Source organism: Micromonospora desertarenae (genome assembly GCF_056150265.1).
This window is the reverse complement of record NZ_JAXCFQ010000018.1, coordinates 108,923-131,244: the sequence shown is the minus strand read 5'-3', so window position 1 is coordinate 131,244 and position 22,322 is coordinate 108,923. Positions and strand designations below refer to the sequence as shown.

Sequence of the window (22,322 nt, the reverse complement as noted above, 5' to 3'; positions counted from 1 at the left end):
CCGCGTCTCGCCGTTCCTGCTCTTCTTCCCCGCCGCGTTCCTCGTCACCGCCGTGCTGAGCTTCGTGATGCTCGGCGAGGCGGTCCGCGAGGCCCTCGACCCCAAGCTCCGCTGAGCCGCCGACTCCCGGACCGGCGCGGGTACGGGTCAGCCGCGGCGGGTCTCCCCGTCGTAGCGGGCCGCCGAGTCGGTGAGGTCCCAGAACTCCGCGGGCAGGTGGGTGACGACGTCGTCGTACTCGCCCGGCGGGATGGCCTCGCGGAGGGTGTCGAACACCGCGCGCATCCCCGCCTTCGCCAGGTCGCCGTCCACCTCCGCCCGGCCGCTGACCTGCTGCACGAAGGCGTCCAGCCCGAACCGCTGGGCCTTGTCCCGGGGCGCGAACGCGTAGGCCCGCAGCCCCTCGGGGAGCCGGGCGGACAGGTCCCGCGCCTCGCCCCCGTCGATCCGCTCGGCGAGGGTCGTGAGGGTGGCGCGGGTGATGGCGGTCGCCTGCTCGGGTGAGGTACGCAAGCGTCGCGCCACCGAGTCGATGAACTCGCTGTTCTCCACCTGCCGGGCCTTTCTCTGCGTGGACAGCGGCGTCTACCCGCGTGCCCGCCCGGCAAACGGCCCGCGCGGCCGGTGCGCCGCGCCGGAACCCGCTGTATCGGTGCGCCGCCCTCACCCGGCGGCCGCGAGGTAGCGGGCGGCCAACTCGCGCAGCGCCTCGCGCAGCTCGGGCGGCTCCAGCACGGTGAACGGCACCTCGAACTTGGCCAGGTAGGTGGCCAGGTCGGTGAGCGAGTCGGTGCCGGTGACCAGCTCGCACGTGCCGTCGTCGAGCGGGACGACCTGCCCCGAGGTGGTGGTGCTGCGTTCGGCCACCACCGCGGCCGGCGCGTGCACCCGGATCCGCGCCTGGTACCTCCACACCTCCGACCGGACACCACGCAGCACGTGCGCGGCGGCGTCGCCACCGGGCGGCTCGCGCGGCACGAACCGCGGCCCGGCCGGCGGCAGCGGCCGGATCCGGTCGGCGCGGAAGGTGCGCCAGTCCCGCCGGTCGGTGTCCCAGGCCAGCAGGTACCAGCGGCGGCCGGTATAGACGAGGGTGTGCGGCTCGACGTCGCGCTCGCTGCTCTGCCCGTCGTGGCCCACGTAGCGGAACCGGAGCCGCTCGTGGTCGTGCGCGGCCGCCGCGATCGTGGTCAACGTGTCGGCGTCGACCGTCGGCCCGCCGCCGGCCGCCGACACCGTCGTCCCGCGCAGGGCGTCCACCCGCGGCCGTAGCCGCGCCGGCAGCGTCCGCTCCAGCTTGGTCAGCGCCCGCAGCGACACGTCCTCCAGGCCGGTGACAGTGCCCGCCGCCGCGGCGCGCAGCCCCACCGCGACCGCCACCGCCTCGTCGTCGTCGAGCAGCAGCGGCGGCAGCGCGTTGCCCGCACCCAGCCGGTAGCCGCCGGCCGGCCCGGTGGTCGAGTCCACCTGGTAGCCGAGCTGCCGCAGCCGGTCGACGTCGTTGCGCACCGTCCGGGTGGTGACCCGCAGCCGGCCGGCCAGCTCCGCGCCGGACCAGTCCCGCCGCTGCTGCAATAACGAGAGCAGGCGCAGCAGTCGCGCCGAGGTTTCCAACATTCCCCGATTCTGCGTCAGATCGAGGAACCGATCGTTCCTCAACACCTCCTAGCGTGAGGGGCATGACGGAGACACCGAAACTGCGGGGCATGGCCAACGTCAGCTACTGGGCCGCGGACTGGCCGGCGGCGAAGGCCTGGTACAGCGAACTGATCGGCTTCGAGCCGTACTTCCTGCGTGACGGCTACGCCGAATGGCGACTCGGCGACCACCAGGACGAACTCGGCCTGATCGACAGCCGCTACCGGCCGCCGGGTGCGGCCGCCGGTCCGGGCGGCGTCGTCCTCTACTGGCACGTCGACGACGTGCCCGGCATGGTCGCGCGGCTGCTCGCGATGGGCGCCACCGAGCACGAGCCGCCGCGGGACCGGGGCGCGGGCTTCGTCACCGCCACCGTGGTCGACCCGTTCGGCAACCTGCTCGGCGTGATGTACAACCCGCACTACGTCGAGATCGTCGACGGGAGGGAGTGAGCCCGTGGACGACGCCGACATCCTCCGCTGCGCCGATGTCGACGAGTGGGACCGGTGGCTCGCCGCGCACGGCACCAGCCGGTCCGCCGTCTGGCTGGCCATCGCCCGAAAGGGCAGCGGCGCGGGCACCATGACCGCCACCGAGGCCGGCGACGTGGCCATCTGCCACGGCTGGATCGACAGCCACCGCCGCCGCCTGGACGACACGCACTTCCTCCAGCGCTACTCGCCGCGCCGGCCCGGCAGTCCCTGGTCCCGGGTCAACGTCGAACGGGTCGCCGCGCTCGAGGCCGCCGGGCGGATGCGCCCCGCCGGCCGGGCCCAGGTCGCGGCGGCGCGGGCCGACGGTCGCTGGGCGGCGGCGTACGCGCCGCAGCGCAGCGCCGCCGTACCCGACGACCTGGCCGCGGCGCTGGCGGCGAACGACCGCGCCCGCGCGGCCTACCAGGCGCTCGGCCGCAGCGACCGGTACGCGGTGTTCCTGCCGCTGCTCAAGGCGCGCACCCCGGCGGCCCGGGCCGGGGCGCTGCGGCGGGCCCTCGCCGGCCTGGAGGCCGCGGGCGGGCCGGCGCGGTGAGCGCCGGTCGGCCGCCGGTGGGCCCGCCCGGACCCACCGGCGGCCGTCACGGCCGGTGCCACATCGGGTACGCCGTGGTGCCGTCGGGCAGCGTGAACGATCCGTGCGCGACGTAACCGTGCCGGGCGTACAGGTCCCGCTCGGCGAGCGTCGTCGCCTCCGTGTACGAGGGCAGCAGGCTGGCGTCCATCCGGGCGTGACTGCCGGCGAGCAGCGTGCCGGACCGGTCGCCGCGACGTGGCTCGGGTGCGACCGCGAAGAACGCCAGGTGGTTGTGCGGGCCGGTGGGCCGCCGGTCGGCGAGGACCTCGTCGAGGAGCAGGAACCGGTCCAGGTAGTCGCCGCAGGCGACGGCGAGCCGCTCGCCGTAGCCGGGCGGCGGCGGGATCGGGCCGTACCGGTGGAACCAGACGGCGGCGGCGGAGCGGTCGCTGGCCAGGTACGCCTCGCCGAAGAGCAGCGCGTGCTCGGTCCAGATCCGGGTGACGGCGGCCAGCACCCGACGTCGGCGGTGGACGTCGGGCACGAGCCAGGCGCCGGTGTCGGTGCGGGCCAGTGCGCCGGCAACCAGGTCGACGATGTCGGCGATGTCGCACCAGCGGGCGCGGGCGACCGGCAGGGTCTTCTTCACGAGCTCTCCTTCCCAGGTGCGCGGGTGGCTGAGCCCGCGCGACGGAGTTGCGGTGGAGCAGGTCTTTCGTGGCCGCGGGAGTCGGGTGTCGGCACCCGGTTCGTGGCGGTGTGGCCGACCGGGGCGCGCATCGTGCGCCGGGCCGGTGGGTGGGCCGACCGGACCGATCCGCAAGGCCCGTCGAGCGCTCACCCCGTGCGTCCTGTGCCGCGGTCGGGCGGCGACGACGGGGTGCGGAGCGGGGCCGGCAGGAGTGCCGGTCGCCCGGTCAGCGCCCTCGGGTGCTGCCCGACCGGGTGGCCGTCAGGCCGGTCTGGTCTCCGGTCGGCTCGTCCGGTGGGTCAGCTCGTCGCTGCGGGCCGGGTGACCGTCCTGCGGCCAGAGCTGCGGGTGCCAGGCCCAGGGCAGGGGGCCCTCGGCGGCGCCGGACCAGGCGCCCGCGCTGGCCGTGCCGGCCGTGTTGCCGCAGCCGGCGGGCGCCTCGCGGTGGGCGCGGCCCGGATCGCCGGCCGGCGGACGGTGGCGACCCGCCGCGGCGTCGTCGCTGGTCGGCTGGTCGGCACCGGACGGCCGGGAGGTCGCGGCGGGCCACCACGCGCCGGTGTCGACCGGCGCCGGGGGTGCGGTTTGGGTGGTCCTGGTCGGCGCGGTGGCGGCCGGTGCGGGTGCGGTCGCCGGGGACCGGACGCCGGTGACGCCCTGGGGTGGGGTCGGGGGCCCGGTCGGCCCGCCGACGACGGGCTGGGCCACGTCGAGTACCGGGGCGAGCGCGTCCACCACCGGCTCGGCCACGTCCAGCACCGGTTCGAGGGCTCCGACCACCGGCTCCGCCAGGTCGAGCGCCGGAGCGAGCGCCGCCACGACCGGCTTGGCCGGGCGGAGCGCCGGTGCCAGCGCCTCCAGGACCGGTCGGGTCGGGCCGAGCGCCGGTGCCAGCGCCTCCAGGATCGGCTTGGCCGGGCCGAGCGCCGGTGCCAGCGCCCGCACGATCGGCTTGGCCGGGCCGAGCACCGGAGCCAGCGCGTCCCCTACCGGCGTGCCGGGGTCGGGTGCCACCTCCGGCCGGGCCGGCGGGCGGAGGGCGCTCGCCGGTCTGCCCGGAGCTGCCCTGGCCGGCGTCCGCTCACCCGGCCGGGCGCCCTCCCGACGCGCGCCGGGGGCGTTCGGGTCGTCGGCCGACGGCACGGCCCGGGCCGGCCCGGCCGCCCGGCCGGGCGCCGGTTCGTCCGCCGGCGGTGCGCCCGTTACCGGCCGCTGCCCAGCCGGGGGCGGGGCCGCCGACCCGGCGGGCGCGGGTGGCTGGGCGGTGCCGGGGTGCGGCCTACCCTCGGCTGCCTCCTGACCGCCCGGCGCGGCGGTCGCGGCGCCGGGCAGCGGGGCGCCGAGGATCGTCCCCACCCCGTCGAGCAGCTCGCCGAGCGGACACGGCTCGCTGGGACCGGCGGCGTACGCGGCCTCGTCGACGACCGCGTCGTACGCGCTCCAGGCGCCGAGGGCGCCCGCGATCAGCAGCAGCCCACGCAGCACCGTCCGAGCCAGCCGGCCGCGACGCCGCACCACGCGCACCTCCGGGAGTCCTGTCAGGGCTGCTCCTGATTGTGCCGAACGGTGAGCGGACGGACACGGTCCGACACCCGACAAATCGACATCAGCCGAAGGAGTACCGGCCGCGGGTGCCGGCGCCGAACCGTGGGCCGTGGACCGGGCCGGACGTGGCCGCCGGGCCGAGCGTGCTCAGCCCAGCGGGTTGCCGGTGGGTAGCGGCAGCCCGGGCAGCGACGGGAGCAGCGGCGGCAGGCCCTCGCTGGGCAGCAGGGTGGGCAGTGACGGCAACGGCAGGACGCGGGGCGGATCCGGCTCCCCGGCGGCCGGCGGCGACGCGGGTGGCGGCGAGCCCACCGGGCCGGGCGCGGCCGGTGGGGCGGACCCGCCATCGGTGGGTGCGGGCGCCGGAGCGGCCGTGGCGGGGGCGGGTGGCGGCGTCAGCGCGGCCAGCAGCTCGCGGTGCAGGGCGTCGAGTTCCGCGCGCAGCCGGGTGGCCAGCGCCCGGTCGTCGACCCCGGCGAGGTCGTCCCGCGCCTGCTCGACGAGCTGCGCGGCCTCGGCCAGCCGACCGGCCGACAGTGCGACCCGAGCCCGGTCGATGGTGTCCTCGACGGTGCGTACCTGCGCCTGCTGAGGGTGCAGCACCTTGGTCAGCGACCAGAGTGGGCTGCTCGGCCCGGCGGTGCGGCTGGCGACGCCGAGCGCTGTCGCGATGGCCACCAGGACGACCACGGCCGCCGCGAGGCGCAGCACGCGCTGCCCGAACGCCGCCGGCCGGGACGCGGGCGCCGCTGGCGGCGGCTGCACGGCGGGCCGCAGGACGGGCTCGTCGTCGGCGTTGTCGAGGTCGGCCCGCCAGGCGGCGAGCATCGCGGCGACGTCGTCGCCGGCCGGCGCCGGCTCGCCCCGGCCGAGCGCGTCGAGCAGCTGGTCGTCCCGGGCGATGGTCGCCAGGTCCAGCTCGTCGCCCCCCTGGGGCCGCTGCTCGGTCATGCCGCCACCTCGTCCAGTGTGTCGCCTGCCAGGGTACGGAGGCGGGCCAGGGCGCGGGACTGGGCCACCCGCACGGCGGCGGCGGACATGCCCACGATCGCCCCGACCTCCTCGGCGGTGAGACCGACCGCCACCCGGAGCAGGACGATCTCCCGCTGCGCGTCCGGCAGGCGGTCCAGCAGCACCGACAGGCGGCGGGCGAGGTCGCTGGCGACGGCCTGCTGCTCCGGCCCGGGCTCCGCGTCCGGGGTGTCGAGCGGGGCGTCGGCGGCCGCGGTGACCGCGGCAGCCCGCGCCGCGGCGCGCTGCGCGTCGGCCACCTTGTGCCCGGCGATGGCATAGACGAACGCGGAGAACGGAGCGCCCTGGTCGCGGTAGCGGGGCAGCGCCCGCAGCACGGCGAGGCAGATCTCCTGCGCCACGTCGTCCGCCGTGGTGTACGCCCCGCCGATCCGCCCCAACCGGGCCCGGCAGTACCGCACCAGCCCCGGGCGCACGTCGGTGAGCAGGGCCGCCATGGCCCTGGAGTCGCCCTCTGCGGCCCGCCGGATGAGTTCGGGCTCGATCGTTGTGGTCATCGCGTCGCGGAGCACCTTCGTTACCGGCCGGTTAACGCGCACGCTATCGAGCCGACCGGCATTTGCCTAGCTCACCGCGAGTAGCTCGGCCGTACCGGAAAGAAATTGCGAGAAATCTGTTACACCGCGCCGCGCCGCAGCGATGTCCGAAGTAGCAGCACCGAGGAGAGGGGACCGCGTGGGCGTCGAGGTGGCCGTGCAGGGGCTGACCAAGTCCTTCGGCGGGCAGCCGGTCTGGTCGGACGTCAGCCTCACGCTGCCGGCCGGCGAGATCTCGGTGCTGCTGGGCCCGTCCGGCACCGGGAAGTCGGTCTTCCTCAAGACCCTGGTCGGGCTGCTCCGGCCCGACCGCGGCGACATCTGGATCTCCGGCCACAACCTGCCCCGGCTCTCCGAGCGTGCCCTGTACGAGGTCCGCAAGCTGTTCGGCGTGCTGTTCCAGGACGGCGCCCTGTTCGGCTCGATGACCATCTACGACAACGTGGCCTTCCCGCTGCGCGAGCACACCCGCAAGAGCGAGGCGCAGATCCGGGCGGTGGTCGGCGAGAAGCTGGAGATGGTCGGCCTGACCGGCGCCGAGCGGAAGCTGCCCGGGGAGATCTCCGGCGGGATGCGCAAGCGCGCCGGGCTGGCCCGGGCGCTCGTCCTCGACCCGCAGATCGTCCTCTTCGACGAGCCGGACTCCGGCCTCGACCCGGTGCGCACCGCGTACCTCAACCAGTTGATCATCGACCTCAACCAGCGCACCGAGGCGACGTTCCTGATCGTCACCCACGACATCAACACCGCCCGGACCGTGCCGGACAACATCGGGCTGATCTACCACGGGCACCTGGCCATGTTCGGGCCGCGGGAGATGCTGCTGTCCAGCACCGAGCCGGTGGTCCGGCAGTTCCTCAACGCCCAGCGGATCGGGCCGATCGGGATGGCCGAGGAGAAGGACGCCGAGGAGCTGCGGGCCGAGGCCCAGGCCGGCGTGGAGCTGCCGCCCCTGCCGCCCATCCCGACCCAGTTGCAGCCCTCCGACGGCCGGCCCCGACGGGCCGAGCGCCCACCCGGCGCGTGGTGCCGCGAGCACGGCGTGACCCCGCCGCCGGGCTCCTTCACGGACCGGCTGACCGCCGACCGCCCGACCGTCGAGATCCCGGTCGGCGCCCGGGACGGGGAGGCGGCCGAATGAGCGACCGGATCACCAGGCTCGGCGCGAGGGTGCCCCGGTGCGGCACGGAGCGCGGCGGAGTCCCGGCATGAGCGCCCCACTGACCGCCGTCCGCCGCTCCGGCGACTTCTTCGGCTTCTGCCTCGACACCCTGCGGGCGCTGCCCCGCCGGCCGGTGCAGCTGCGCGAGTTCGTCCAGCAGGCCTGGTTCATCAGCTCGGTGTCGATCCTGCCGGCCGCGCTCGTCGCGATCCCGTTCGGCGCGGTCATCGCGCTGCAACTCGGCTCGCTGGTGCGCCAGCTCGGCGCGCAGTCGTTCACCGGCGCCGCGTCGGTGCTCGCCGTGGTGCGCGAGGCCGGGCCGATCGTCACCGCGCTGGTCATCGCCGGCGCCGGTGGCTCGGCGATCTGCGCCGACCTCGGCTCCCGCAAGATCCGCGAGGAACTGGACGCGATGCGGGTGCTGGGCATCGACCCGATCCACCGGCTCGTGGTGCCCCGGGTGCTGGCGGCGATGCTGGTCGCCGTCCTGCTCAACGGCCTGGTCAGCGTGGTCGGGGTGACCGGCGGCTACCTGTTCAACGTGGTCATGCAGGGCGGCACGCCGGGCGCGTACCTGGCCAGCTTCCAGGCCCTCGGGCAACTGCCCGACCTGCTGGTGGGCGAGGTCAAGGCGCTGCTGTTCGGCGCCACCGCGGCCCTGGTCGCGTCCTACCAGGGGATGAACGCGCGGGGCGGCCCGAAGGGGGTCGGCGACGCGGTCAACCAGAGCGTCGTGTTCACCTTCATGCTGCTGTTCGCGCTGAACTTCCTCGTCACGGCCGTGTACTTCCAGGTCGTACCGCAGAAGGGAAGCTGACGTGCCGGTGCTGCGACAGCTCGACGACCTGGGCGGACAGCTCGCCTTCTACCTGCGGGCCTTCGGCTGGGCGCCGCGCACCGTGCGCCGCTACCGGCGCGAGGTGGTACGGCTGCTCGCCGAGGTCAGCTTCGGCACCGGCGCCCTCGCGGTGCTCGGCGGCACCGTCGGCGTCATCTGCTTCCTCACCTTCTTCACCGGCACCGAGGTGGGCCTGCAGGGCTACCAGGCGCTCAACCAGATCGGGAGCAGCGCCTTCACCGGCTTCATCTCGGCGTACTTCAACACCCGGGAGATCTCCCCGCTGGTGGCGGCGCTCGCGCTGTCGGCCACCGTGGGGTGCGGCTTCACCGCCCAGCTCGGCGCCATGCGGATCTCCGAGGAGGTCGACGCGCTCGAGGTGATGGGCGTGCCGTCGCTGCCGTTCCTGGTCACCACCCGCATGATCGCCGGCTTCATCGCGGTGATCCCGCTGTACGTGATCGGGCTGCTCTCCAGCTACCTGGCCACCCGCGCCATCGCCGTCTTCTACTTCGGGCAGTCGGCGGGCACCTACGACTACTACTTCCACCTGTTCCTGCCGCCCGGCGACGTGCTCTGGTCCTTCGGCAAGGTGCTGGTGTTCAGCGTGATCGTGGTGCTGGTGCACTGCTGGTACGGCTACACCGCCAGCGGCGGACCGGCCGGCGTCGGTGTGGCGGTCGGCCGGGCCGTGCGGCTGGCCATCGTCGCGGTCAACATCGTCGACTTCTTCCTGTCCCTGGCCATCTGGGGCGCCACCACCACCGTCCGGATCGCGGGGTGAGCATGAGACATCGCATCCTCGGCATCGTCTTCGTCGCCGTCCTGGCCGCCGCGCTGACCGGCTCGGTGCTGCAGTACCGCAAGGCGTTCACCCCGGTCGCCTGGGTCACCCTGCACGCCGACCGTGCCGGCCTGCAACTGGCCGACGGCGCCGACGTCAAGGTGCGCGGCGTGCTGGTCGGCGACGTCCGCTCGGTGCGCGGCGACGGCGCCGGCGCCACCCTGCGGCTGGCCCTCGATCCGGCGACCACCGCCCGGATCCCGGCCGACGTGACCGCGCGCCTGCTGCCCAAGACGCTCTTCGGCGAGCGCTACGTCGAGCTCGTCCCGCCACCGGGCAGCACCGCCGGGCCGATCCGCGACGGCGCGGTCATCAGCCAGGACCGCAGCCGCACCGCCGTCGAGCTGGAACGGGTGCTCGACGAGGCGCTGCCGCTGCTGCAGGCGATCCGCCCCGACCAACTGGCCGCCACGCTGGGCGCGCTGGCCACCGCGTTGCAGGGCCGCGGCGAGCAGCTCGGCGCGAACCTGGCCCGGCTGGAGGCGTACCTGGCCCGGCTCAACCCGGCCATGCCGGCCATCGCGGCGGACGTGCGCGCCCTGGCCACGGTGCTGGACAGCTACGACGCCGCGCTGCCGGACCTGCTGGCGCTGCTGCGCGACGTCAGCGTCACCGCCCGCACGGTCACCGACCAGCGCACCCAGCTGGCCGCGTTCCTCGCCGAGGCCACCGACGCCGCCGACGTCGCGCACGGGTTCCTCGACCGGCACGGCGACCAGCTCATCCGGCTCGGTGCGGTGAGCCGGCCGGTGCTCGAACTGCTCGCCACCTACGCCCCCGAGTACCCCTGCCTGATGAGCGGCCTGGTGGCCCTGCAACCCCGGGTGGAGGAGGTGTTCGCGGGCGGGCGGATGCGGATCACCCTGGAGGTCACCCGCGACGGCGGCAAGTACGAGCAGGGCCGCGACGAGCCGGTCTACGGCGCCGACGACGGCCCCAAGTGCCACGGCCTGCCCCGCCCGCCGAGCCCGGCGCCGGAGAAGCCGATCGACGACGGCTACGACTACTCCGGCCCGCGCCCCCCGGTCACCCTGCCCGTCGGGCTGCCCACCCCGGCCGCCGCCTCGCCGGCCATGGGCCAGGCCGCCACCGGCCCGGAACGCGCCCTGGTGAAGCCGCTGCTCGGCGCCGTCACCGGCACCCCGCCGGCGGAGGTGCCCGACATCGCGGTGCTGCTGTGGGGGCCGCTGCTGCGCGGAGCGGTGGTGAACGCCCGATGACCGGCACCGTGCGCCCCCTGGTGAAGCTGCTGACCTTCGCCGCGGTGACCCTGCTGCTGACCGCGCTGCTCGCCCAGACCCTGGGCGCCTTCCCGGCCGGCGGCGTCGACTACCGGGCCCGGTTCACCGACGTCACCGGCCTGCTGCCCGGCGACGACGTGCGGATCGCCGGAGTCCGGGTCGGCCGGGTCGGGGCGATCCGGGTCGTCGACGACACCGTGGCCGAGGTGGAGTTCACCCTCACCGAGGACGTCCCCCTGGCCACCGGCGTACGCGCCGCCATCCGCTACCGCAACCTGGTCGGGCAGCGCTACCTGGCGCTCACCGAAGGGCCGGGGGAGCGCCGGCCGCTGCGGCCGGACGGGCTCATCCCGATCGGGCAGACCACCCCGGCGCTCGACCTGACAGTGCTGTTCAACGGTTTCCGGCCGTTGTTCACCGCGCTGCGCCCGGAGGACGTCAACAAACTCGCCTACGAGATCATCCAGGTGCTCCAGGGCGAGGGCGGCACCGTGGCGAGCCTGCTCAGCCGCACCGCCTCGCTGACCAACACCCTCGCCGACCGGGACGCCGTCATCGGCCGGGTGGTCACCAACCTGAACACGGTGCTGACCACCCTCGCCGAGCGGGACCGCGACCTCGACCGGACGGTCACCCAGCTCCAGGAGTTCGTCTCCGGGCTGGCCGCCGACCGGACCGCCATCGGCGAGGCGCTGGTCAACCTCGGCGACCTCACCGAGGCGACCTCGTCGCTGGTGGGCGAGGCCCGCCCGCCGCTGGCCGCCGACATCCGCGCTCTCGACGAACTCGCCGGCACGCTCAACCGCAACTCCGCGGTGATCGACAGCACGCTCGGCCGGCTGCCGCAGCGCTACGAGTCGCTGACCCGGGTCGCCTCGTACGGCTCCTGGTTCAACTTCTACCTCTGCGACTTCGACGGCCGGGTTTCGGCCGCCGGCCAGAGCCTCAACCCCGTCACCTTCAGCGCGCCGGCCGCCCGGTGCGCCACCGGAGGCAGCCGATGAAACCGTTCCGCGAACGCAACCCCGTGGTCACCGGCGCCGTCGGGTTGACCCTGATCGTCGCCGCGCTGCTCGGCGCCTTCCAGCTCGACCGGATCGCCGCGCTCACCGGCCGGGCCTACCAGGCGGCCTTCACCGACGCCAGCGGCCTCGCCGTCGGCAACGAGGTGCGGGTCGCCGGGGTACGCGTCGGCAAGGTCACCGCCGTCGAACTCGCCAGCGACACCCGGTCGTACGTGCGGGTCCGGTTCCGGGTCGACGACGACGGCGTACGCCTGGGCGACCGGACCGGCGCGACGATCCGGATCAAGACGGTGCTCGGGCAGAAGTACCTGGCGCTGGCGCCCGCCGGGGCGGGCCGGCTGCCGGAGGGCGGGCAGATCCCGCTGGACCGCACCGCCGCCCCGTTCGACGTGGTCCAGGCGGTCACCGGGCTCGCCGACACCCTCGACCGGGTCGACACCGACCAGCTCGCCGCCGCCTTCGCCACCCTGTCGGAGACCTTCGCCGACACCCCCGCCAGCGTCGACTCGGCGCTGGGCGGGCTGGCCCGGCTCTCCCGCACCGTCGCCGACCGGGACGCCGAACTGCGTTCGCTGCTGACCCGGGCCCGCGAGGTCACCGACGTGCTGGCCACCCGCGACGAGGAGTTCCGCAAGCTGGTCACCGACGGCGAGGCGTTGCTGGCCGAGGTGAGCCGCCGCCGGGACGCCATCCACAAGCTGCTCGTCGGCACCAACGACCTGGCCACCCAGCTCTCCGGGCTGGTCGCCGACAACCGGACCGAACTCGAACCGGCCCTGCGGGAGCTGCGGGAGGTGATCGCCGTGCTGCAACGCAACCGGGACAACCTGGAACGCAGCATCGCGCGGATGGCGCCGTTCGTCACCGCGTTCGCCAACGTGGTCGGCAACGGCCGCTGGTTCGACTCGTACGTGCACGGCCTGGTGCAGCCGTACGTGCCCACGGGCGGCCGGTGATGGCCGCCCGCCGCTGGCGCCGGCCGGTCGCCGCCGCCACCGTCCTGCTCACCGCACTGGCCGCCGCCGTGGTGATCACCCGGCACGAGCCGCCCCAGCGGCGGCTGACCGCCCACTTCACCCGCGCCGTCGGCGTACACCCCGGCTCCGACGTCCGGGTCCTCGGCGTCCGGGTCGGCGAGGTGGTGGCGGTGACCCCGCGCGGCCGCACCGTCGAGGTCGCCATGCGCTACGACCCGGGGGTGCGCATCCCGTCCGAGGCGCAGGCACTGATCGTCCCGCCCAGCGTGGTCAGCGACCGGTACGTCCAGCTCACCCCCGCGTACGCCGGCGGCGCCACGCTGGCCGACGGCGCCGACATCCCGCCCAGCCGCACCGCGGCGCCGATGGAGATCGACGACATCTACCGGGCGCTGGACGACTTCAACCGGGCACTGGGCCCGGACGGCGCGAACGCCGACGGCGCCCTGTCCGACCTGGTCGCCACCGGCCGGGCCAACCTGGAGGGCAACGGCGAGCAGCTGCGGGAGACCCTGGACGGGCTGTCCCGGGCGCTGACCACGCTCGCCGACGGCCGGCAGGACCTGTTCGGCTCGGTGGGCAACCTGCAACGGTTCACCACCACCCTGGCCGAGAGCGACCAGCAGGTGCGTGCCTTCCACCGGCAGTTGGCCGACGTGGCCGAACAGCTCTCCGGCGAACGCGACGAGCTCTCCGCCGCGCTGCGCAACCTGGCCGTCGCGCTCGCCGACGTCACCGCCTTCGTGAAGAAGAACCGCCAGCTGCTCACCGCCGACGTCGCCGCGCTCGCCGACATCACCGGGGTGCTGGTCCGCCAGCAGGAGGCGGTCATCGAGATCCTCGACGTGGCGCCGCTGGCGCTGAACAACCTCGCGCTGGCCTACAACCCCCGGTCGGGCACCCTGGACACCCGGGACAACGCCACCGGCCCGTACGACCCGGCCGGCTTCGCCTGCTCGCTGATCGTCGACCAGCTTCCCGCCAGACAGGTCCCGGCCACCTGCCACGCGCTCGCCCAGACGCTGCACGCGCGCGGCCTGCCGATGACCGACCAGCTGCGCAAGCTGCTCAAGCTGCCGCCCGGCGCCCCGACGGCCGGCCCGGTCCCGCCGGGCGAACCTCCGTCCACCCAGCCCGGTGGGCCGGCCCTCGACCTGGCGCCGGGCGGCCCCGTCGACGCGGTGGACCGCACCCTCGGCGGCATCCTGCGAGGCCCGGCATGAGCGCCCGGATCCGCCGGCTGCTGGCCGCGGCGCTGGTCGTGGCGCTGCTGCCCGCCGGCTGCGGCCTGCCGGAGCTGACCGACCTGCCGCTGCCCGGCGGGGCGCCGTCCGGACCCGGCTACCGGGTCACCGCCGAGTTCACCGACGTGCTCGACCTGGTGCCGCAGGCGGCCGTCAAGGTCGACGACGTCACCGTGGGCAGCGTCGAGAAGATCTCGCTCGCCGGCTGGACCGCCCGGGTCAGGCTGCGGATCGATCGCGAGGTCGAGCTGCCCGCCAACGCCACCGCCGCGGTCCGGCAGAGCAGCCTGCTCGGCGAGAAGTACGTGGCGGTGACCGCGCCGACCACCGAACCGCGCCGCGGCCGGCTCGCCGACGGCGATGTCATCCCGCTGGTCCGCACCACCCGCGGCGCCGAGGTGGAGGAGGTGCTCGCCGCCCTGGGGCTGCTGCTCAACGGTGGCGGCCTGGCCCAGCTGCGCACCATCAACCAGGAGCTCGGCCGGGCGCTCGACGGCCGGGAGCCCGCGGTCCGCGACGCGTTGCGCCAGCTCGACGAGTTCGTCGGCGGGCTGGAGCGGCAGAAGGCGGACATCGTCCGGGCGGTCGAGGCGCTGGACCGGCTGACCGGGCGGCTGGCCCGGCAGCGGCAGGTCGTCGGCGAGGCCGTCGACGCGCTCGCCCCCGGGATGACCGTGCTGGCCCGCCAGCGCGCCCAGCTGACCAGCGCGCTGACCGCCCTCGGCGAACTCGGCCGGGTCGGCACCCGGGTGGTCGACCGCAGCCGCGACGACACCCTGGCCAGTCTGCGGTCGCTGAAACCGATCCTGGAACAGCTGGTCCGCGCCGGGGACGACCTGCCGAAGTCGCTGGACTTCATGCTGTCGTACCCGTTCCCGCCGAACGTGACCGGCGCGATCGTCGGCGATTTCGTCAACCTCGCCATCACCGCCGACCTGGACGCCGCCTCGATCCTGGCCAACCTGGTGGCCGCCGCGCCCGCGCCCGCCCGGGCGGCGGCCACCGGCGCGCGGGCGGGCGGTGCCGCACCGCCGCCCACGGCCGGCGGGTCGCGCCCCGGATCCCGCCCCGGGGGGACCCTGCCGGACCTGCCGCTGCTGAAGTGCCTGCCCGACCTGACGAAGTTCCCGGCGACCTGGACGCCGCCCAAGGAGTGCCAACTGCCGGAGGGGTGCGTGCTGCTCAAGCCCGGCTCGAAGGTGCCCGTGGGCGGGCTGATCCTGCCCAAGGGGATCGTGCCGCCCGGCACCGCCTTCCCCGCCGGCACCGAACTCCCGGTCGGCACGATCCTCTCCGCCGACTGCATCCTGCCGGTGACCGGCGCGATCACCGGCACGGTCGGCGGCCTGACCGACATCCTCGGCGGGGGGCTGCTGCCATGATCGGACGGACCACGAAACTCCAGGTGATCGCCTTCGTGCTGGTGAGCCTGCTCGGCGTCGGCTACGTCGGGGTGCGCTACGTCGGCCTCGGCGACCGGCTGCTCGGCGGCGGATACGTGGTGCACGTCGACCTCGCCCGCGCCGGCGGCCTGTTCGCCAACGCCCCGGTCACCTACCGCGGGGTGCCCGTCGGCCGGGTCACCGCTGTCCACCTGCGCGACGACGGCGTCCGCGCCGACCTGCGGATCGACCGGGACGTGCGGGTGCCCGCCGAGTTGCGGGCGGTGGTGGCGCACCGGTCCGCCGTCGGCGAGCAGTACCTCGACCTGCGGCCGGACCGCGACGGCGGCCCCTACCTGCGCGACGGCTCGGTGATCCCGGCCGACCGCACCGGTCTGCCGCTCGCCCCCGAGGTGCTGCTGTCCAACCTGGACGCGCTGGTCCGCTCGGTCGGCCCGGAGGACCTGGCCGTGCTGATCACCGAGCTGGGCACCGCCTTCCAGGGCAACGAGGACGCGCTGGCGCGGATCCTCGACGCCGGGGACGCGCTGCTCACCGACGCCACCGCGGCCCTGCCCGAGACCCTCGCCCTGATCCACGACGGTCGCACCGTGCTGACCACCCAGGCCGAGTCGGCGGAGGCGCTGCGGCGCTGGGCGCGCGGGCTGGCCGAGCTGGCCGCCACCGTCCGGGCGGCCGACCCCGACCTGCGGCGCGTCCTCGCCGCCGGTCCGCCCGCCGCCACCGAGACGATCGCACTGCTGCGCGGCCTGGAGCCGACCATCGGCACCCTGCTCGGCAACCTGGTGACCGTCAACGGGATCGCCGCCCGGCGGCTGCCCGGCATCGAGCAACTGCTCGTGGCGTACCCGATCGCCGTGGCCGGCGGCTTCACCGTGACCCCGGGCGACGGCACCGCCCACCTCGGCCTGGTGCTCAACGTCAACAACCCGCCGTCCTGCGTGTACCGGGGCGGCAGCCGGCAGTGCGGCCCGCAGGACCGGGCGGCCGGCGCGGGGGTGCGCGGCGCCCCGAACGCGCCCCGCCCGGGCGGGGCCGACCCGGCGCCCGCCACCGGCGCCCCGCCCGCCGCCAGCGCCGTCGGCTACGACCCGGCCACCGGCCTGGTGCTCGGCTCCGACGGTCGACCTTTGCAGTTCGGCGGGACCGGCGGCCAGTACCGGACGGCCGGCGACCAGTCGTGGAAGCAGTTGCTGCTCGCCGGGGTGATCCCGTGACCGGCAGACCCGAGGAGGAGCCCGTGCAGACCCGCAGGGACCGCACCCTGAAAGTGATCAAGGGCGCCAAGGCCGGCACGCCCGGCCGGCCCACCCAGCGCCGGCTGGTCAACCGCACCGTGCCGCGCCCGGAGCCGTCGATCGAGGCCGTGCTGGAGCGGCTCGACCGGGAGCCGGTGGCGGACCCGGCCGAGGTCGACGAGCTGACGGCGCTGGGCGACCCGGCGCGGGCCGACGACCCACCTGCCGACGCCGACGACGACCCGGCCGGGGCCGACGACGACGCGGCCGGGGCCGACGACGGCCCGGCGGCCGACGGGACCGGCGCCGGCGGTGCGGCGGCGGACAAGGCCGCGGCCCGCCGCAGAGTTCTCGTCGGCCTGCTCGTGGTGCTGCTCGCCGCCAGCCTGACCGCTGCCGGGTTCTACGGGCACCGCTGGTACACCGTGCGCGCCGTCGCGGACGCCCGCGAGGCGGCGGTGGCCGCGGCCCGCCAGGCCAGCGTCGACTTCGTCTCGGTCAGCGCGGCCAGCGTCGACCGGGACCTGCAACGGATCGCCGCCGGGGCGACCGGCGAGTTCAAGGACGAGTTCACCCGCGGCCAGTCGCAGGTCCGCGCCGCGGTGGTGGAGAACAAGGTCGACTCGCGGGGGTCGGTGCTGCGCGCCGGCCTGGTCTCCGGCGACCGGGACCGGGCGGTGGTCATCGTGGCCGTGGACGCCACCGTGAAGAACGCCAAGGCGCCCGAGGGTCGGCCGTCGCACTACCGGATCCAGCTGGACATGGTCCGCGACCGGGACTCCGGCGAGTGGCTCGTGTCCCGACTCCAGTTCGTCGGATGACCCCGGCGCGACGTCCCCAGGGAGGACCGATGGGTTTCCTCGCCCGCATCCCGCGGCCACGACTGCGGCCCGCCCGCCCCCGGCGGTGGCGGGTACGGCCGGTGCCGGCGCTGGTCACGGCGATCGTGCTGGCGGCGGGCGTCGCCGTCGCCGGCTGGTACGCCGACCGGGCCGCCGACCGCCGCGACGCCGCCGTCCGCCAGGCGCTCGCCACCGCCCCGGCGGCCGCCAAGGCGATCTTCTCGTACGACTACCGGACCTTCGACGAGAGCGTGGCGAACGCCCGGACCTTCACCACCGGCGCGTTCGCCGACGAGTACGCGCAGACCACGGCGACGTTGAAGCAGACCGCCACCAAGCAGCAGGCGGTGGTGCTGGCCGAGGTCACCTCGACCGGCGTGGTCACCGCCACCGCCGACCGGGTGGAACTGCTGGTCTACCTGAACCAGTACCGGCGCAACGTCACCACGGCGGGGGAGAAGGTGGACCAGAACCGGGTGGTGCTCACCCTGGAGCGGGTCGACGGCGACTGGAAGGTCACCCGGGCCACCGCCGTCTGACCGGCCACCGGCCGGGTTCGGCGCCACCGACTCCGGCCCCGGCTCGCCGACCCGCCGGTTCCGGGGCTGCCCGCGCCGGCCCCGCGGGTCCGCCGGTTCCGGGGCTGCCCGGTCCGGTCCGCGCCGTCCGCCGGCTCCGGGGCTGCCCGCGCCGGCCCTGCCGGTCCGCCGGTTCCGGGGCTACCGGTCGCCGCCCAGGTCGGCGAGGGCGGCCCGGGCGGCGGCCAGCAGGGCGGGGCGCTGGTCGCCGGCGGTGAGGGCGGCGAAGTAGACGGTGTCGACGGCGCCCGCGAGGGGGTCGGGGTGGACCGCGGCGCGGATCGCCGGGAACGCCATCGCCTGCGCCGAGCAGTTGGGGGTGCCGTCCGGACTGGTGACGGTGGTGGCCGGTACCCGGCCGTCGGCCCACAGGCGCTGCCAGGCCCGGTGGTCGTCGTCGAACGGCGGCGGCAGCGGTTCGCCCCGGTCCAGGGCGGCCAGCGCCGGGACGATCCAGTCGATCTCGGCCAGCCCGGCGAGCGCGTACGCCTGCCGGGTGGCCCACCGGGCCACGGCCCGCTGCACGGCCGGCGCCGCCTCCGCCAGCGCGTCGAGGAGCGCGCGGTCGAGCAGCGCCAACCCGATGGTGTTGGCAGCCACCTCGCGTAGCCGGTCCGACGGCGGCGTGCCGCCCCACCGGCGGGCCTCGTACTCCCGCCGGCGGCGCAGGTCGTCGGCGGCCCGCGCCGCGGCTCTGGCCGCCAGGTCGGCGAGCAACGGCTCCCACGGGTGCGGCGACTCACCATCGCCCGGACCGCCGCCCAGGCGGTCGAGCAGGTGGTCCCAGACCAGCCCGAGCAGCACGGCGTCCGGCGCGCGGACACCGTGGTGGACGACGGCGAGCTCGGCCCGGCCGTCGCCGGGCGTGACCAGCACGTCGACGCTGCCGCGCCCGGTGTCGGGCACGTCGCTCGACGAACCGGGCCTCGGCGCCCACCGACAGCTCAGGCGCAGGTGGTCGGCGTCCTGCTCCCGGGGCCCACCCTCCGCCTGGCTCAGCGGGGGCAGGGCGCGGAGCCTGATCTCCAGCCCACCGGCGGGCAGCACGAACTCGTCGCCGTCGGTGCGCGCGCCGAGCAACTCGGCCGGGTGGCGCAGCAGCTCCGTGGCGCGGGACCCGGGAATCGTGCGGTGCCGCCGGACCGCGACCCGGCCGGCCGGCGGGTCGGCGGGCGCCTGACCCACGGCGAGGAGCCGCCGCCGTGCCACCTCCCGTGGGTCGGGGTTGGCCAGGGTGACCAGCCGCACCATCGCCCAGCCGGCGGCCCGTGCCGGCCGCGGTGCCCAGGGGGAGGACCGCAGGCCGTCGCGGCGCACCGTCCGGAAGCCAAGGTCCTCGTTGACCGGCCACACGGTGACCGCGTACCGCTCCGGCGCTCCCGGTGCGGCGGAGCTGTCCTCCGGCCGCCGGTCCCGCGCCTGGACCCGGACCCGGAACAGGCCCGGCGGGCCCGCCGCCACCTGGCGGAACGGGTCCGGGCAGTCGCCCATCAGCCCACACACGCTGACCCGGCCGTCCGGCAGCCATATCGTCGCCTCGGCGGCGGCCTCCCAGTCGTGGTCGTCGTCGGGCGGCGGCGACCCGAGGACGGCGAGTCGCACCCCGACGTGAGCGGTGTGCGGCCCGGTGAGCACGGTGAGCTGACTCCGGCCGGTGAGCTGGAGCAGGTCGTCGCCGACCGTGTAGAGACCGAGGTCGTCGCCGCGCTCGGCGCCGCCGCCGACCTGGAACTGGTGGTACGACACGAACACCGGGGTGAAGCCGTCGCCCGATTCCACGCGTGCCTCCTCGTTCGGTGCGGGCCAGCATCATGGCAGCACCCCCCGACGGTTCGCGGCCCCTTCGGCCAGCCGCTGCCGCGCCCCGACCGGCTGCCCCCGGGTCTCAGCCGAGGAACGCCAGCAGGTGCCGGGTCGTCTCGTCGGGCGCCTCCTCGGGGAGGAAGTGCCCGGCCCGCACCGGCCCGCCGGTCACGTCGTCGGCCCACGCCCGCCACACCTCCAGCGGCCGGTACCAGCTCGCGACGGGTCCCGCGTGGCTCCACAGCACCAGCACCGGGCAGCCGATCCGCCGTACGCCCCGGTCGGCCTCGTCCTGCCGGTAGTCGAGGGTGGCGGCGGCCCGGTACTGCTCGCACACGGCGTGGATCCGGTCCGGGTCGCGCAGCTGGCCGACGTACGCGGCCCGGACGTCGGCGGGGAACGCGTCGGCCACCTCGGACAGGTCGTCGAGCATGTGGTCGACGATCGCCTCCGGGGCGCCGGCGACGAGCCGCTCGGGCACCGGCTCCGGGGCGGCGAGGAACGACCAGAGCCAGAACCCGAGGCTGAACTCCCGGTCGGCGCGGCCGAACGCGTCGCCGGTCGGCACGATGTCGAGCACCGCGAGCCGGGTGACGACGTCCGGATGGTCCAGCGCCATCCGGTAGCCGCAGCGACCGCCACGGTCGTGCCCGACGACGGCGAACGTGTCGTACCCGAGCGCCCGCATCACGGCCACCTGCTCGCGGGCCACCGCGCGCATGCCGTACGGGGTGTGGTCGGCGTCGCTGGGCGGGGTGCCGCTGCCGCCGAAGCCACGCAGGTCGGCGGCGACCACTGTGCAGCGCTCGGCCAGGCGGGGCGCCACCCGGTGCCACATCAGGTGGGTCTCGGGCATGCCGTGCAGCAGCAGGACCGGCGGGCCGGCACCACCCCGGCGGAGGTGAACGCTGCTCTCGTCCGTGGCGACGTCCAACTCCTCGAATCCGTCGAACACGCCGGTTCAACGACACAACACCCACGCCGGCGACCCTGAGTCGCGGTTCGAATACCGTCCGTGCCGCCGACCCGGGCGTGACCTGCGGAAAGCGGACCACACCACTACTGCTCCGGTTCCCGGTGCTCTACCGTCGGGCTTGTGACAGTTGAGCAGCATTGGTGGAACGGCGACGCCACCGCGCGTGGCCGTCGGGACGTCTACATCCGCACCGACGGGCAGCGCTGGGAAGTGCAGGCGCAGATCGGCGGTGCCACCGGCCGGTCGCAGGTGCAGACGTGCCCCAGCCGGGCCGCCGCCGTCATCCTCGCCAGCGCCTGGCGAGGTGGCCGGTCGACCTGGCGCGAGGTGCCCTGCCAGAGTGGGCGTGCGGGTAGCCGAGAAGCCGAGTCCGCCGGCCGCTGACGGCGGCCGTCGCCCGCCCGGCCCCGAGCACGTCGCCGACCGCACCGGCTCGCCCGCGTCGCGACACCGTCGCCGACGCTGGTCCGGTGCGGTCGGCGTCTCGGATCAGTCCGGCAGGCGGGGCATCTCCGGCCCGGTCTCCCGGCCGAGCAGCACCGCGCGGGTGAGCGCGGCGGAGCCGAACCGGTCCCGTACCGCGTCGACCGCGGCGTCCAGTTCGGCGCCCGGATCGCGCTCGAACGGCAACGACAACTGCACGTGCCCACCGTCCAGGTTGGCCACCGAGACGCCGAGCAGGGTGATGCCCCGCCGGTCGATCTCGGGCAGGGCCGCGCGCAGCAGTGCGCGGGCGGCGGCGAGCAGCGGCTGGGTGTCCGCGGTCGCCTTCGGCAGGGTGTGGGAACGGGTCGCCCGGGAGTAGTCGGCGAAGCGCAACCGCAACGTCACCGTACGGCCGGTGCGGGTGGCCGCGCGCATCCGCCGGGTCACCCGGTCGACCAGGCCGGCGAGGACGGCGTCCAGGTCGGCCGGGGAGTGCGGCTGGCCGCCGAGCGCGTGCTGCGCCCCCATCGACGCGCGCCGCCGGCCGACCTGTACCGGCCGGGGATCGCGGTTGTGCGCCAGGGCGTGCAGGTGCCGGCCGGCGCCCGCGCCGAGCAGCGAGACCAGGGTCGCCTCGCCGAGCCGGGCGACCTGGCCGACGGTACGGATGCCCCGCTCGCGCAGCTTCGTCGCGGTGACCGGCCCGACGCCCCACAGCCGCTCCACCGGCAGCGGGTGCAGGAAGGCCAGTTCGCCGTCCGGCGGCACCACCAGCAGGCCGTCCGGCTTGGCCACCCCGCTGGCCACCTTGGCGAGGAACTTCGTCCGGGCCACGCCCACCGTGATCGGCAGGCCCACCCGGTGGCGCACCTCGCGCCGCAGCCGCGCGGCGATGTCGGTCGGCGGCCCCACCAGCCGGCGCAGGCCACCCACGTCGAGGAACGCCTCGTCGACGGAGAGCCCCTCGACCAGCGGGGTGGTCTGCCGGAAGATCTCGAACACCGCGCGACTGGCCGCCGTGTACGCCGACATCCGGGGCGCCACCACGATCGCCTCCGGGCACAGCCGGCGGGCCTGCCGGCCGCCCATCGCGCTGCGTACGCCCCGGGCCTTCGCCTCGTAGCTGGCGGCGAGGACGACCCCACCGCCGACGATCACCGGCCGGCCGCGCAGGCGCGGGTCGTCCCGCTGCTCGACCGACGCGTAGAACGCGTCCAGGTCGGCGTGCAGGATGCTGGCCTCGCGCGACACGAACACATGTTCGCACGGCCG

Annotated in this window: 23 protein-coding genes; 14 read left to right on the top strand and 9 right to left on the bottom strand. The window is 75.6% G+C overall.

Going from position 1 to position 22,322, the window contains the following annotated elements:
• Window positions 1-147: 147 nt before the first annotated feature.
• Window positions 148-552 carry a DUF2267 domain-containing protein gene (locus SM577_RS28725; protein WP_474588446.1) on the bottom strand — a complete coding sequence of 135 codons (405 nt, stop codon included), beginning with the start codon at window positions 550-552 and terminating at the stop codon, window positions 148-150.
• A gap of 111 nt (window positions 553-663) precedes the next feature.
• Window positions 664-1,617: a helix-turn-helix transcriptional regulator gene (locus SM577_RS28720; protein ID WP_302922000.1), complete on the bottom strand. Its 954-nt coding sequence runs from the start codon at window positions 1,615-1,617 to the stop codon at window positions 664-666.
• Between the two features lie 62 nt (window positions 1,618-1,679).
• On the opposite strand from SM577_RS28720, the gene SM577_RS28715 reads away from it, so the two are divergent.
• Window positions 1,680-2,090, top strand: coding sequence for a VOC family protein (locus SM577_RS28715; RefSeq protein ID WP_474579985.1), 411 nt, complete (start codon window positions 1,680-1,682; stop codon window positions 2,088-2,090).
• Window positions 2,091-2,094: 4 nt separating this feature from the next.
• The gene (locus tag SM577_RS28710) at window positions 2,095-2,667 is read left to right on the top strand and encodes a YdeI/OmpD-associated family protein (RefSeq protein ID WP_474579984.1); all 573 of its coding nucleotides are present in this window, start codon (window positions 2,095-2,097) and stop codon (window positions 2,665-2,667) included.
• A 46-nt stretch (window positions 2,668-2,713) separates the two neighbouring features.
• On the opposite strand, the gene SM577_RS28705 is transcribed toward SM577_RS28710, so the two are convergent.
• The 4 genes from SM577_RS28705 to shbA all read right to left on the bottom strand — a co-directional run bounded on the left by SM577_RS28705 (window position 2,714) and on the right by shbA (window position 6,414).
• The gene (locus SM577_RS28705) at window positions 2,714-3,298 is read right to left on the bottom strand and encodes a hypothetical protein (protein ID WP_302921997.1); all 585 of its coding nucleotides are present in this window, start codon (window positions 3,296-3,298) and stop codon (window positions 2,714-2,716) included.
• A 303-nt stretch (window positions 3,299-3,601) separates the two neighbouring features.
• Entirely contained in the window at window positions 3,602-4,855 is a 1,254-nt protein-coding gene (locus SM577_RS28700) for a DNA polymerase III subunit gamma/tau domain-containing protein (RefSeq protein WP_474588445.1), read from the bottom strand.
• Window positions 4,856-5,032: 177 nt separating this feature from the next.
• Window positions 5,033-5,836 carry an anti-sigma-D factor RsdA gene (locus SM577_RS28695; RefSeq protein ID WP_302921995.1) on the bottom strand — a complete coding sequence of 268 codons (804 nt, stop codon included), beginning with the start codon at window positions 5,834-5,836 and terminating at the stop codon, window positions 5,033-5,035.
• Entirely contained in the window at window positions 5,833-6,414 is a 582-nt protein-coding gene (gene shbA, locus SM577_RS28690; RefSeq protein WP_302921994.1) for an RNA polymerase sigma factor ShbA, read from the bottom strand. Before shbA ends, SM577_RS28695 begins: the two co-directional genes overlap by 4 nt.
• 178 nt (window positions 6,415-6,592) lie before the next feature.
• On the opposite strand from shbA, the gene SM577_RS28685 reads away from it, so the two are divergent.
• The 11 genes from SM577_RS28685 (at window position 6,593) to SM577_RS28635 (ending at window position 17,806) form a co-directional block, all read left to right on the top strand.
• Complete coding sequence (locus SM577_RS28685) at window positions 6,593-7,594, top strand: ABC transporter ATP-binding protein (RefSeq protein WP_302921993.1); 1,002 nt, start codon at window positions 6,593-6,595, stop codon at window positions 7,592-7,594.
• 67 nt (window positions 7,595-7,661) lie between these two features.
• Entirely contained in the window at window positions 7,662-8,432 is a 771-nt protein-coding gene (locus SM577_RS28680; RefSeq protein ID WP_302921992.1) for an MlaE family ABC transporter permease, read from the top strand.
• 1 nt (window position 8,433) lies between these two features.
• Entirely contained in the window at window positions 8,434-9,237 is an 804-nt protein-coding gene (locus SM577_RS28675; protein WP_302921991.1) for an ABC transporter permease, read from the top strand.
• A 2-nt stretch (window positions 9,238-9,239) separates the two neighbouring features.
• Window positions 9,240-10,517 (top strand): MCE family protein, encoded by a 1,278-nt coding sequence (locus SM577_RS28670; protein ID WP_474588444.1) that lies wholly within the window; start codon window positions 9,240-9,242, stop codon window positions 10,515-10,517.
• A complete protein-coding gene (locus SM577_RS28665) occupies window positions 10,514-11,542 on the top strand; it encodes an MCE family protein (RefSeq protein WP_474579981.1) in 1,029 nt (342 codons plus the stop codon). Before SM577_RS28670 ends, SM577_RS28665 begins: the two co-directional genes overlap by 4 nt.
• Window positions 11,539-12,519, top strand: coding sequence for an MCE family protein (locus tag SM577_RS28660; protein ID WP_474579980.1), 981 nt, complete (start codon window positions 11,539-11,541; stop codon window positions 12,517-12,519). Before SM577_RS28665 ends, SM577_RS28660 begins: the two co-directional genes overlap by 4 nt.
• Window positions 12,519-13,763: an MCE family protein gene (locus SM577_RS28655; protein ID WP_474588443.1), complete on the top strand. Its 1,245-nt coding sequence runs from the start codon at window positions 12,519-12,521 to the stop codon at window positions 13,761-13,763. Before SM577_RS28660 ends, SM577_RS28655 begins: the two co-directional genes overlap by 1 nt.
• Entirely contained in the window at window positions 13,760-15,166 is a 1,407-nt protein-coding gene (locus SM577_RS28650) for an MCE family protein (RefSeq protein ID WP_474588442.1), read from the top strand. Before SM577_RS28655 ends, SM577_RS28650 begins: the two co-directional genes overlap by 4 nt.
• Entirely contained in the window at window positions 15,163-16,404 is a 1,242-nt protein-coding gene (locus tag SM577_RS28645) for an MCE family protein (protein WP_474588441.1), read from the top strand. The genes SM577_RS28650 and SM577_RS28645 overlap by 4 nt, the downstream gene beginning before the upstream one ends.
• Window positions 16,401-17,246: a hypothetical protein gene (locus SM577_RS28640; protein WP_474588440.1), complete on the top strand. Its 846-nt coding sequence runs from the start codon at window positions 16,401-16,403 to the stop codon at window positions 17,244-17,246. Before SM577_RS28645 ends, SM577_RS28640 begins: the two co-directional genes overlap by 4 nt.
• Before the next feature lie 29 nt (window positions 17,247-17,275).
• Complete coding sequence (locus SM577_RS28635) at window positions 17,276-17,806, top strand: hypothetical protein (protein WP_302921983.1); 531 nt, start codon at window positions 17,276-17,278, stop codon at window positions 17,804-17,806.
• A gap of 180 nt (window positions 17,807-17,986) precedes the next feature.
• Here the strand turns inward: SM577_RS28635 and SM577_RS28630 are convergent, their stop codons facing one another.
• Together SM577_RS28630 and SM577_RS28625 are read right to left on the bottom strand one after the other, a co-directional pair.
• Window positions 17,987-19,624, bottom strand: a complete 1,638-nt coding sequence (locus SM577_RS28630) for a hypothetical protein (protein WP_474588439.1) — start codon at window positions 19,622-19,624, stop codon at window positions 17,987-17,989.
• 106 nt (window positions 19,625-19,730) lie between these two features.
• A complete protein-coding gene (locus SM577_RS28625; RefSeq protein WP_474579976.1) occupies window positions 19,731-20,603 on the bottom strand; it encodes an alpha/beta fold hydrolase in 873 nt (290 codons plus the stop codon).
• Between the two features lie 141 nt (window positions 20,604-20,744).
• Between SM577_RS28625 and SM577_RS28620 the strand changes: the two genes are divergently transcribed.
• Window positions 20,745-21,008 carry a hypothetical protein gene (locus SM577_RS28620; RefSeq protein ID WP_302921980.1) on the top strand — a complete coding sequence of 88 codons (264 nt, stop codon included), beginning with the start codon at window positions 20,745-20,747 and terminating at the stop codon, window positions 21,006-21,008.
• 105 nt (window positions 21,009-21,113) lie between these two features.
• Here SM577_RS28620 and dinB read toward each other — a convergent pair whose 3' ends face one another.
• Window positions 21,114-22,301, bottom strand: coding sequence for a DNA polymerase IV (gene dinB / locus SM577_RS28615; RefSeq protein WP_302921979.1), 1,188 nt, complete (start codon window positions 22,299-22,301; stop codon window positions 21,114-21,116).
• Window positions 22,302-22,322: the final 21 nt, after the last annotated feature.